At 69.4% G+C, this 11,518-nt stretch carries 12 protein-coding genes; 5 read left to right on the forward strand and 7 right to left on the reverse strand.

Annotation, left to right across the window (positions count from 1 at the left end; all coding sequences use genetic code 11):
* Nucleotides 1–738: a lysophospholipid acyltransferase family protein gene (locus tag ACOACQ_RS01425; RefSeq protein ID WP_420287447.1), complete on the reverse strand. Its 738-nt coding sequence runs from the start codon at nt 736–738 to the stop codon at nt 1–3.
* 103 nt (nt 739–841) lie between these two features.
* Here ACOACQ_RS01425 and ACOACQ_RS01430 point away from each other — a divergent pair, with 103 nt between their 5' ends.
* The 3 genes from ACOACQ_RS01430 to ACOACQ_RS01440 are packed head-to-tail and all read left to right on the forward strand — an operon-like array spanning nt 842 to nt 3,461.
* On the forward strand, nt 842–1,615 hold the full coding sequence (locus tag ACOACQ_RS01430; protein WP_378597481.1) for an alpha/beta hydrolase: 774 nt from the start codon (nt 842–844) through the stop codon (nt 1,613–1,615).
* Entirely contained in the window at nt 1,612–2,988 is a 1,377-nt protein-coding gene (locus tag ACOACQ_RS01435) for a hypothetical protein (RefSeq protein WP_420287448.1), read from the forward strand. The genes ACOACQ_RS01430 and ACOACQ_RS01435 overlap by 4 nt, the downstream gene beginning before the upstream one ends.
* A 38-nt stretch (nt 2,989–3,026) precedes the next feature.
* Nucleotides 3,027–3,461, forward strand: a complete 435-nt coding sequence (locus ACOACQ_RS01440) for a hypothetical protein (RefSeq protein WP_378597479.1) — start codon at nt 3,027–3,029, stop codon at nt 3,459–3,461.
* On the opposite strand, the gene ACOACQ_RS01445 is transcribed toward ACOACQ_RS01440, so the two are convergent.
* Genes ACOACQ_RS01445 through ACOACQ_RS01470 form a run of 6 tightly spaced genes read right to left on the reverse strand, consistent with a single transcriptional unit; the run spans nt 3,409 to nt 8,660 of the window.
* Nucleotides 3,409–4,683: a hypothetical protein gene (locus tag ACOACQ_RS01445; protein WP_420287449.1), complete on the reverse strand. Its 1,275-nt coding sequence runs from the start codon at nt 4,681–4,683 to the stop codon at nt 3,409–3,411. The two genes, ACOACQ_RS01440 and ACOACQ_RS01445, sit on opposite strands and share 53 nt — an antisense overlap.
* On the reverse strand, nt 4,680–5,597 hold the full coding sequence (locus tag ACOACQ_RS01450; RefSeq protein ID WP_378597477.1) for an ROK family protein: 918 nt from the start codon (nt 5,595–5,597) through the stop codon (nt 4,680–4,682). The genes ACOACQ_RS01445 and ACOACQ_RS01450 overlap by 4 nt, the downstream gene beginning before the upstream one ends.
* Nucleotides 5,598–5,607: 10 nt before the next feature.
* Nucleotides 5,608–6,567 carry an ROK family glucokinase gene (locus ACOACQ_RS01455; RefSeq protein ID WP_378597476.1) on the reverse strand — a complete coding sequence of 320 codons (960 nt, stop codon included), beginning with the start codon at nt 6,565–6,567 and terminating at the stop codon, nt 5,608–5,610.
* Nucleotides 6,564–6,962, reverse strand: a complete 399-nt coding sequence (locus ACOACQ_RS01460) for a hypothetical protein (RefSeq protein ID WP_378597475.1) — start codon at nt 6,960–6,962, stop codon at nt 6,564–6,566. Before ACOACQ_RS01460 ends, ACOACQ_RS01455 begins: the two co-directional genes overlap by 4 nt.
* The gene (locus ACOACQ_RS01465; protein ID WP_420287450.1) at nt 6,959–8,191 is read right to left on the reverse strand and encodes an ArsA family ATPase; all 1,233 of its coding nucleotides are present in this window, start codon (nt 8,189–8,191) and stop codon (nt 6,959–6,961) included. The genes ACOACQ_RS01460 and ACOACQ_RS01465 overlap by 4 nt, the downstream gene beginning before the upstream one ends.
* A gap of 10 nt (nt 8,192–8,201) precedes the next feature.
* Complete coding sequence (locus tag ACOACQ_RS01470; protein ID WP_378597473.1) at nt 8,202–8,660, reverse strand: SRPBCC family protein; 459 nt, start codon at nt 8,658–8,660, stop codon at nt 8,202–8,204.
* 87 nt (nt 8,661–8,747) lie between these two features.
* On the opposite strand from ACOACQ_RS01470, the gene ACOACQ_RS01475 reads away from it, so the two are divergent.
* Together ACOACQ_RS01475 and ACOACQ_RS01480 are read left to right on the forward strand one after the other, a co-directional pair.
* On the forward strand, nt 8,748–10,538 hold the full coding sequence (locus ACOACQ_RS01475) for an AMP-dependent synthetase/ligase (RefSeq protein ID WP_378597472.1): 1,791 nt from the start codon (nt 8,748–8,750) through the stop codon (nt 10,536–10,538).
* Nucleotides 10,539–10,822: 284 nt separating this feature from the next.
* Nucleotides 10,823–11,512: a hypothetical protein gene (locus tag ACOACQ_RS01480; RefSeq protein ID WP_420287451.1), complete on the forward strand. Its 690-nt coding sequence runs from the start codon at nt 10,823–10,825 to the stop codon at nt 11,510–11,512.
* Nucleotides 11,513–11,518: the final 6 nt, after the last annotated feature.

The following is an 11,518-nucleotide window of genomic DNA, read 5'->3' on the forward strand; positions in this document are numbered from 1 at the left end:
TCAGGACGCGATCTTCCGCTCGTCGCCGTCGCCGCGCTCGCCGCGCTCGGCGCGCTCGGCCTTCCTGGACTCCTCCTTGGCGCGGCCGGCGTACATGTCGACGTACTCCTGGCCAGAGAGCCGCATGATCTCGTACATGATCTCGTCGGTGATCGAGCGCAGGATGAAGCGGTCGTTCTCGAGGCCGGCGTAGCGCGAGAAGTCCATCGGCTTGCCGAAGCGAACGGTCGGACGGGTGATCCGGCCGAACTTCTTGCCCGGGGGCGCCACCACGTCGGTGCCGACGACAGCGACCGGGATCACCGGGACACCGGTCTCCAGGGTGAGGCGGGCGATACCGGTCTTGCCGCGGTAGAGCCGGCCGTCGTGGGAGCGCGTGCCTTCGGGATAGATGCCGAAGAGCTCGTTCTCGGCCAGCACCCGCTTCGCGGAGACCAGGGCACCGGACGCGGCGTCGCCGCTGGTGCGGTCGATCGGGATGTTGCCCGTGCCGCTGAAGAAGTTCTTCTGCAGCCAGCCCTTGATGCCGGGCGAGGTGAAGTACTCCGCCTTCGCGACGAAGCGCACCATCCGCGGGATGACCAGCGGCATGAACAGCCAGTCGGCGTACGACAGGTGGTTGCTGGCGAGGATCGCCGGACCGCTCGGCGGGACGTTCTCCAGACCTTCGGCACGCGGCCGGAAGATCAACTTCAACAGCGGCCCGAGCGCGATGAACTTGAGGAACCAGTAGAACAACCGACCGACCTTCCGCTTGGACTTCCCTGCGACGAAGCCTAGTGCCTCCACAGCCTTCCACGGACACCCGCGCGTGCCTGCGTTCGTACGGCACAATCGCGGCATGCCGCCGAGCCCCGCGTCCCTCACCGCGCCACTGACGATCGCCGCCCGACCGGAGCTGACCGGAGGCCGGCGCATCGGTGTCCTCCTGAGCCACGGATTCACGGGGTCGCCGGCCTCGATGCGGCCGTGGGGCGAGTACCTCGGCGACCGCGGGTACGGCGTCGTCGTACCCCGCCTGCCCGGGCACGGCACCACCTGGCAGGACCTCAACCAGCGCACCTGGGCGGACTGGCACGCGGAGATCACCTCCACCTTCGACGCGCTCCGGGCCGACCACGACGCCGTCGTCATCGGCGGGCTGTCGATGGGTGGGGCCCAGGTCCTGCAGCTGGCGGCCGCACGCAACAGCGAGATCGCGGGCGTCATGCTGGTCAACCCGGCGGTGTCGACGAAGCGGCTCGACGTGAAGCTGCTGCCGGTCCTCAAGCACCTCGTCGGTTCGTTCCCCGCGATCGGGAACGACATCAAGAAGCCCGACACCGACGAGCTCGGCTACGACCGGACGCCCCTCAAGGCAGCCCACTCGATGATGCAGGCGTGGCCCGGCATCATCAAGGCACTGCCGAAGATCACGGTTCCCGTCATCTACTTCCGGGCCGATGCCGACCACGTCGTCGATGAGTCCTCCGAGAAGATCATCCGCAAGCAGATCTCGTCGGTCGACGTCACCCGGGTCCCGCTCCCGGAGAGCTACCACGTCGCGACGATCGACAACGACGCCCCGACGATCTTCGAGCAGTCGGCGGCCTTCATCGCCCGGGTGGCCGGGTGACCGTACCCGCCACCGAACCCACTGCGACCGGCACCGGCACCGCTTCCGACCGGATGCTGCTGGCCTTCGTACGGTTGTGGGCCCTCGCGCTGCTGCTGCACGTCTGCATGGCCGATCGCCACCGACTGGACACCGTGTGGGGCATCGCGGTCGCGGCACTGGCCTTCGCCGTACTGATCCGTCCGAACGACCTGCGCCTCTTCGGGGTCCTGCTGGTCGCGCAGCTCGCCGACATGGTCGCCGAGATGCCGTACTCCCCCAACCACTGGATGCTCGACGGCTTCGTCGGCCTGACGATCCTCGCCTGCTTTGCGCTGCGCCGCGAGGTCACGTTCGACGCGCTGCGCCGCGCGGTCCCGGGCATCCGGATCGTCCTGCTGATCGCCTATTCGGCCGCGGCGCTGGCGAAGTACAACACCACCTTCCTCGACCCGGTGACCAGCTGCGCTTCCGCTATCGCGTCCCGGGCATCGTTCGGCGTGACCCGGGACCTGCCGCTCGATCCGGCGTGGATGCTGATCACCATCACGGCCGAGAGCCTGATCCCGATCCTGCTGCTGATCCCCGCGACGCGACGTCACGGTGTCCGTGTCGGCATGGTCTTCCACTGCCTGATCACGCTCAGTCCGGCCATCGGCGTCCAGGACTTCAGCGCGACGCTCATCGCCCTGTTCTTCCTGTTCCTCAGTGCACCCGATGCCGAACACCTCCTTGACCGACTCCAGCGCCTCACCGGGAAGTCGGCGGTGGTGCGAGACGTTCGACGGTTCCCCCACCTCGCGGCGCTCCTCGGTCTCGCGGTGATCGGCTTCGCCGGCTACGCGAGCGTCGCAGCGGCCTCGGCGGCGACCAACGTGATCAGCAAGGTGGTGCTGGCCGCGATCGTGATCGCGGCGGTGTGGTCCTGGCGACAGGCTGCGCCGCCGGCACGCCTCGCGGGCATCACCTGGATCCACGTCCCCATGATCGTGCTGACGCTGTTCTGGGCGATGAATCCCTACCTCGGGTTGCGGACCACGGCCTCGTTCACGATGTTCTCGAGCCTGCGAACCGAAGGCACGGAGGCCAATCACCTCTTCCTGCCCTCGGTCCACCTGACCGACTGGCAGGAGGATCTCGTGTACATCGAGTCGTCGAACGATCGCGAGATCGAACGCGCAGCCCGATCTGACGTCGCCGTACCGCTCCTGGCCTTGCGGTCCCGGGCGATGGACGACGCCGACCTGGTCGTCACCGGCGTCCTGCACGGCGAACGGGTGACCTTCGGCCCCGAACCGGACCAACGCCCCCTCGATCCCCTGACGTGGTGGGAACGGAAGTACACCCATTTCCACGCCATCCCCGTGGGCGACCACCCGTTCTGCACGGACTGAACCGACCTGCGTCAGCGCCCGCAGCGTAGGCTGAAGTCGTGAAACGGGAGAACCCCGAGGAGCAGGACTCCGCGTGGCAGAAGATCGTCGAGAACTACGGCGAACGCGCCGAGCTCGACGCTGTCGACGACCGCGCCGATGAGGGTCGCGTCGAAACCCCGCTCGATCCCGACCTCCGCGACGAGGACCCGGTGCGTTCGAGCCTGTTCGACGACGACGCCCTCGACGAGATCGACCGCTTCGTCCCCGACAGCCCGCCGCCGGTGCCGATGCCCCCGCCCGACCGGTTCCTGGCCTGGCTCGGTGTCTTCGGGTCACCGACCGTGCTGCTGGTCTTCCTCGTGCTGGGACTCGGCATGCCGCAGGTCCTCGGCTGGATCCTCGTCGGCGGCTTCGTCCTCGGCTTCTGCTACCTCGTCTTCACGCTTCCGCGGTCGCCGCGTGATCCGTGGGACGACGGCGCGGTCGTGTGACGAGCCTGGTCGCGGACGCGAACGCGTAGCCGCACAGACCGACGAGCAGGACGTTGCGCAGCACCAGCAGAGCCACTACTGCCCCGCTCCACGAAGTGTGCTCGACCAGCTCGAGATAGCCGTGCGGGAAGATCACGTGCGTGGCCACTGCCGTCACCAGTAGCGCGGCCGTCCAGCGCTTCAGGCGCCGCAGCTCGTCCGCGTCCTCGAGCAGCGCCAGCCCGGCGCACGACGCCGGCAGCAGCCAGATGAGGTACTGCGGGCTCAACACCTTCCCGCTGACGAGGAACGCTGACACCGCCGCGAGGGTCAGCCAGATCGTCGCGGGCAGACTGTGCTGAAAATCCTTCAGGCAGCGCCAACCGAGCGCCCACAGCGCGACCATGCCCAGCAAGAGCGCCGCCGTCGCGATCGTCGAAACCGTGATCAGGACGGGGACACCGGGTCCGTCGATCTCCCAGGCCAGCGCTCTGGCGAAGGAGACGTCGTAAGCCGCAGGGTCGATGGCCCAGCGCACCATCGCCGGAGTGGCCGCGACGGACTCGATCTGCAGGCCACGGTCGCCCTGGTAGTCCAGAGGCGACACGACCCGGTCCCAGCCACCGAGCAACAAGCTGACTCCCAGCAGGAACGCACCGGCCACCGCACCGCTCACGAGCACCCGAACCCGGCTCGACAGCGTCGCGGCAAGTGTCGGCAGCACCAGTGCGGGCCAGTACTTCACGCCCGTCGCCAAGGCACCGAACACGGCTGCCCGGCGCGGCGCATCAACCAGCGCGAGCAGGGCCAGCGCGATCAGGACACCTGGCAGGAGGTCGAAGCGCGCGTACGTCAGCGACCCGATGGCCGGTACGGCGGCCAGCCAGACGGCTGACGGCAGGGGAAGTCCGCCCATCTGCCCTTGTGTCGCAACGATCCTGCGCGCGAGGAGGACGCGCAAGAACGCCCCGTCGAGCGCGACGGCCAACAGGATCACGACGAGCGAGTAGTAGCTGGTGGCGTCGATCAAGGCCAGCAACGCGTAGGGCACCGCGAGGACGAGGAGTGCCGGCACGGGGTACTCGCGCAGTGTCCCGGCCACGCCGTCTGCACCGAGATCGGCGAGGCTCTCGCGGTAATGGTTCAGATCGAAGCCAACACCCGTCTCGACCGTGACCATGGCCATCAGCAGCACCAGTCGGGTGGTGGCCCACCACAGCCAGGCTGTTCGCGTCGTCGTCATCGGCGGCTTCCCCTGTCGCGCGCCAGGAGCGCGGCGCCGACGGCTCCGGCTTCGGGCCCGCTCTGCGCCGCGACCAGCGGCGGAACCGGACGGTAGGCGGTTCCCTGCAACGAGTCGGCGAGTGCGGCACGCGCAGGAGCGAGCAGGAGGTCCCCCACCGCGGAGACGCCGCCGCCGACCACGACGAGCTGGGGATCGAAGGCGGACACCAGTCCTGCGACACCCACACCCAGCCAGGTGCCGATCGACGCGAAGGCCTGCCGGGCGACCTCGTCACCGGCGAACGCCATGGCGGCGACCTCGGGACCGTCGAGGTGGCGGCCCAGTGCCACGCGCGTGACGCGCTCGAGGGCCCGCCCGCTGCAGTACTGCTCCCAGCACCCGCGCAGCCCGCACTCGCACGCCAGGCCGTCCGGCACGACCTGCATGTGGCCGAACTCTCCGGCCAGCCCGTTGGCTCCGCGGACCACACGTCCGCCGAGGACGAGCGCGCCGCCGATACCGGTGCCGATGGTGATCATCAGCATCGAGTCGACACCCTGCCCCGCCCCCACGACCAGCTCGGCGTGGGCCGCACAGTTCGCGTCGTTCTCGAGTACGACGACAAGGCCGGTCCGCGACGCGAGCCGCTCCCGCACGGGAGCACTGCGCCAGGGCAGGTGGGCGCCGAACAGGTAGCGCTCCCCGGCGGCGTCGACCAGCCCCGCGGCGGAGACCCCGAGCGCGACCGGCGCCCGGTCGTCGTACACGTCGCGGGCGGCGAGCTCGACGGCGTCCTCGACGGCCGACTCGGAGGCGTTCCGGCCCGGCATCGGGCGGGTCGCCATCGCCTCGACCGCACCGTCGGCCGACACCCGCACCGCCAGCACCTTGGTGCCACCGACGTCGACACCGACCCACGTGTCCCCGGCCATCAGCGCTACCTCAGATGCGCGCGAGGTCGGACGCACCGATGACGCCGGCGCGGTTGCCGAGCGCTGCCGGTCGCACCTCGGCGCGCGGACGGAATCCACGCCCTGCCAGCTCGCGGTCGAAGGTCGCCCGCAACGGGTCCAGCAGGAGGTCACCGGCCAGGCTGACGCCACCGCCGACGACGATCACCGCGGGATCCAGAACAGTCACCAGGGAAGCGATGCCGTGGCCGAGCCACGCACCGAGCTCCTCCAGCTGTTCGATGGCGAAGCGGTCACCGTCCTGGGCAGCCTGGGTGATCATCGGACCGGTGATCGCGGACGGGTCGCCCCCTGCGCGGTCCAGGAGGCCCTGTGCGAGCAGCGAGCTCCCGGCGACTGCCTCCCGCGTCGCCCGCACCAGCGCCGAGCCGCTGCCGTACTGCTCGAGACAGCCTCGATTGCCGCAGCCGCACAGTCGTCCGTCCGGGACGACACACAGGTGGCCGATCTCGGCCGCAACGCCGAAGGCGCCGCGCAGCAGTTGGCCACCCGTGACGATTCCGCCGCCGACACCCGTACCGACGGTGACCATCAACTGGTCGTCGACGTCGCGTCCGGCGCCGTGCCGGAACTCGCCCCACGCCGCAGCGTTGGCGTCGTTCTCGACGACGACCGGCAGTCCGGTGAGCCGGGCCAGATCGACGCCCAGGGGCTCGTTGCGCCACGCAATGTTCGGCGCGAAGAGCACCGTCGACCGGTCGGAAGCGATGTAACCGGCGGCCCCCACGCCGATGGCCGTCACCGGATGCTCCGCCACCAGTTCAGCGACGAGTCCTGCCGCAGCAGCCTCCATGGCCTCGGGGTCCGTGGCGGGCGACTCCACCCGTGACTCCGCGATCACCCTGCCCTCGGCGTCGACCACGGCGCCCGCGATCTTGGTGCCGCCGATGTCGATGCCGCACGTCAGGCCACCGGTCTGGATCGTCGTCACGTCGTCTCGTCTCCGTCGTCGAGGTCGATGTGCTCGACCTCGGCAGTCCGCGGATGCCCACTGTCCGCGCCAGGCGGCGGCGGGAGGGTCTCCATGAGTCCGGCAGCGGCCTGCAGCAACGACGACGCCGCGACCATCAGGTGCGTCTTGACCTCCGGGGAGGTCTGGCGCACGGCGTGCACGACACGACAGACCGGGCAGTAGCGGCACTCCGCCTCGCCCGTCGCGATGTGCTCGCTGACCTCGTGGGCCATCGCGGCTGCCTGCGCTGCGAATCCGCCGGCGCTTCCGGCCGCTTCGCCCGCCTGCTGGCGCGCGGCATCGGCCAGGGCACCGAAGAGCTTCATCGCCTCCTCGCCGACGCTGCCGATCTCGGGTTCCTTCTCGTCGGTCATCGGCGCTCCTCGCCTGTGCCGGCAGATGCCGCCGCCGGTGTCGGCTCGGCGAACCGGACTCGTAGTTCGCCGTCGACCACGCGCGCACCGGCGACCCGCAGCCGGGCAAGCCCGGCGGGCAGGGTCAGCAACCGGCGATAGGAACCGACCGTCATGACGAGCTCGTCTCCGTTGCGGGCAAGGTCCACCTCCGAGCGGGTGACGAACGGCAGGGACAAGTGGACCACGGCCCCGCCTTCGTCGGGTCGGGACACCCGGAACGGGCCTTCCCCGATCGGCGGGGCAAGTGGGTCGGCGCCGTCGTACAACGCTGCGGCGAGGGCAGCGACCGCCTCGACCCCGACCGGCTCCGCCGGCTGGTACTCGGACGTGAAGATCGGCAGGCCGGTGAAGGACTCGGCAACCTCGGTGAGCACGCCCTGCTGTGCAGCCACCCATCCGGCGCGCCACTCGTCGGCCGCGTCGGCGGGAAACACCCGGTTCGCGACCACGCCGTCCACCCGGTAACCGAACAGGCACAGGCTGGTGAACGCCCGTCGGGCCTCGGCCAGCACCATCTTCTCGGGGGTCAGGACCAGCCGGACGCTGGCGTCGGGGCCCGACAGCAGGGCCTGCGCGTCGTCGAGCTCGGCGTGGAGCCGGGTGATCGCATCGAAGACGTCATCGCCCGGCATGGGCACACCGGCCGCACGGTTCAGGATCGGGCGCAGAGCCTTGACCAGGCGGCGCTGGATCGGGAGAAGCCGCTCGAGGTACCAGCCGAGGGCCTCGGGGAGAGCAAGCAGTCGCAGCGTCTCGGCCGTCGGGGCGCAGTCGACGACGATGACGTCCCACGTGCCGGAGCGCGCGTGCTGGCGCAGCTCGAGCAGCGCCAGCACCTCCTCGGCGCCCGGAATGACCGTCATCTCCTCGGCCGCCACCGGATCCATGCCGACCGCGTCGAGCACGGTCAACAGGTATCGCTGGATGTCGGCCCAGGACTGCTCGAACCGCAGCTGGGCGTCGACCTGCTGGAGGAACAGGTTCGGTGCCACCTCGGTCGGCTCGGACGGGCGGGCGTCACCGGGCGCGCCGTAGGCGTCCGCCAGGGAGTGCGCCGCGTCGGTCGAGATCACCAGGGTGCGCAGTCCGCGGGCGGCTGCGAGCGCAGCCGTACCAGCGGAGACGGTCGACTTGCCGACGCCACCCTTGCCGGTGAACAGAATGATCCGCACGGACTGGTCCTGCATCCGCGGCGCCTCAGGCGCCGGACTCGACGCGCTTCTTCAGGCCCTTGAGCGCGGTGTCGATCAGGATCTTCTCGCCCTTGCGCTTGAGCATCCCGATCAGGGGGATCGACACGTCCAGGGACAGTCGGTAGGTCACCTGCGTCGTGTTCGGCGCAGTCTCACGCAGCACGTACGCGCCCTCGAGCGCCTTGAGCATCTTGCCCTCGACCAGCGACCAGGTGACCTGGTTGTCGCCGTCCCACTCATAGGCAAGCGTGTACTCGTCCTTGATCGGCGACACGTCCAGCGCGAAGAACACCTCACGAGCCCGGCCACGCTGCGCATCGTCGTCAGCGTCGAAGGATGCCGTGACGTCCGCGACGGTGACACCCTTGGCCCACGCGGGATACGCCGGGAAGTCCGCGATGACGGCCATCACATCCGCTGCGGGGGCGTCGACAACGATCGACGAAGACGTCTGTTCGGCCATGGCGGCAGGCTACCGGACTTCGTCCCTGGGGATGGCAGGGGCCGGACGGCGGAGTACCCTTCGTGCGGCCCCACAGCAGGAGGAACGGTGCGCGAGTACTCCACCCCGCAGACGATCACGATCCCGACGTCCGGGAACCTGACCGACGATGTCGTCAGGAACGCCGAACAGGCTCCTGACGAGGCACAATTCAGCCGTTCGGACGACGCCGGCGGGTGGTACGACGTCTCGTGTGCCCAGTTCCTCGCCGACGTCTCGGCAGTCGCGAAGGGCCTGATGGCGGCCGGCGTGGAGGCCGGCGACCGGGTCGCCGTGATCTCGCGCACACGCTACGAATGGACGCTGTTCGACTACGCGATCTGGTTCGCCGGCGCTGCCACGGTGCCGATCTACGAGAGCTCGTCGGAGGAACAGATCCGCTGGATCCTCTCCGACTCGGGTGCCCGGGCGATCGTCGTGGAGGACCGCGGGCACGCGGACCGGGTGCGGCCCTCGCGCCCCGACCTGCCGGAGCTCGAGTACCTCTGGACCATCGACGGCGACGCCGTCGCCGAGCTGACCGGTCTCGGCTCCGGCGTGAGCGACAAGGAGCTCGAAGCCCGCCGTACGACGGCCGGCCCGGGCGACCTGGCCACCCTCATCTACACGTCGGGAACCACCGGCCGCCCGAAGGGTTGCATGCTGACCCACGGGAACTTCCAGACCGAGCTGACCACGGCCGTGGCCGAGCTCGACCGGCTCTTCGACTCCGAGGACGCCTCGACCCTGCTCTTCCTGCCGCTCGCGCACGTCTTCGCGCGGATCATCCAGGTCGGCTGCATCAAGTCCCGCACCCGACTCGGCCACACGTCCGACATCAAGACCCTGCTCCCCCAGCTCGCGACGTTCCAGCCGACGTTCATCCTCGCCGTCCCTCGGGTCTTCGAGAAGGTGTTCAACACCGCGTCCCAGAACGCCACGGCCGACGGCAAGGGCAAGATCTTCGACCGCGCCGCCGAAACGGCGATCGCCTACTCCCGCGCGCAGGACAACGGCCGCATCCCCGTCCGGATCCGCGCCCAGCACGCCCTCTTCTCCCGGCTCGTCTACGGACGCCTCCGCGCAGCCCTCGGTGGCCACTGCGAGTTCGCCGTGTCGGGCGGCGCACCGCTGGGTGACCGCCTCGGGCACTTCTACCGGGGTGTCGGCGTCACGGTCCTCGAGGGCTACGGGCTCACCGAGACCACGGCCGCCCTCACCGTGAACCTGCCCGACGCCCAGAAGGTGGGCACGGTCGGACGTCCCCTGCCGGGTGTCGCCGTCCGGATCGCCGACGACGGCGAGCTGCTCTTCCGCGGTGGCCAGGTGTTCGCCGGCTACTGGAACAACGATGCGGCCACGGCCGAGGCGCTGGATGCCGACGGGTGGTTCCGCACCGGGGACGTCGGCGAGGTCGATGACGAGGGCTTCGTCCGGATCACCGGTCGCAAGAAGGAGATCCTGGTGACCGCGGGCGGCAAGAACGTCGCCCCTGCCGTCCTCGAGGACCGGGTCCGCTCGGCCGCCCTGGTGAGCCAGTGCCTGGTGGTCGGCGACGGACAGCCGTTCATCGGGGCGCTCGTGACGATCGACGAAGAGGCCTTCCCCGCATGGGCAGACCAGCACGGCAAGTCGGGCACGATCGCGGACCTGGTCGAGGACGAGGACCTGCGCGCGGCGATCCAGACAGCGGTCGACGAGGCGAACAAGGCCGTCTCCAAGGCGGAGTCGATCCGCAAGTTCACGATCCTCCCGTACGACTGGACCGAGGAAGCCGGCCAGGTCACCCCGAGCCTGAAGCTCAAGCGCAACGTCGTGATGCGCGAGAGCCGGGACGAGATCGCCGCCCTGTACGCCTGACGACCACCGATCGGTCAGAGTTCAACCATCCGATCTGACCAGGCGGTCCCGGGTCTGGTCTCGGTCCGGTATCGAATGGTGGCGATTTTGCGACTTTCGTCACCTCCATACCGCGTCTTTCGCTAACCTCGCGATGCGCCACAGCCGGGGAGGGCGGGCGTACTGACATTTTCTTTCGGAGTGAGTTGTTGCCGGGGTCCTGGGAGGGATCGCCCCGGACAACGCATGGGGAGCGGGAGGGCTCTGAAGTGGACCGTCGCAGGTTGATGCTTGTTGTTGCTGCAGTGATTGCAGCCCTCGGTGTCGGACTCGTCTTCATCTTTGCGCGCGGCGCAGAGTCGAGGGCGGCCGAGAAGTACGAGACGACCAAGGTCGTCACCGTCGCTGCCGGAAAGACCGTCCTGCCGGGTGAGAGCATCAAGTCGGCGCTCGACTCCGGCAAGCTCAGCGAGACCGATGTCCCGAAGGGTTCGGTCCTCGAGAGTGCCCTTCGCCAGAGCGAGCTGACCAGCCTGGACGACAAGGTCGCACTCACCACGCTGTACGCCGGCGAGCAACTGCTGTCGACGAAGTTCGGCGGGGTGGGCGACACGATCGACGTCGCCACGCTGCCACTGCCGGCCGGCATGATCGCCAAGCCGCAGTCCTTCGACCTTCCGGTGGGCTCGTTCATCCTGCCGGGCTCGCAGCTCGCGGTCTTCCTGACCACGGACGCCAGCACCCCGACCTGTCTCCTCATCGACCGTGTCTCGGTCATCTCCGTCGGCGCGACGACCACCGTCGTACCCGAGGGCGAGGAAGCGCCTGTGGTCGGAGCATCGCCCGCGCTGCACCTTGCGGTCACGCAGGAGCAGTTCGAGCAGATCGAGGACGGCAAGAAGCGCGGCGTGCTGTCCGTCGCCCTGCTGAACTCGGCAAGTGACGTCAAGGTCGACAAGACCGGTCCTTGCGCCACCATCCGCGACGCTCGGTGAGGTCCT

It is taken from the genome of Nocardioides sp. CPCC 206347 (assembly GCF_048654605.1).
GTDB lineage: Bacteria > Actinomycetota > Actinomycetes > Propionibacteriales > Nocardioidaceae > Nocardioides.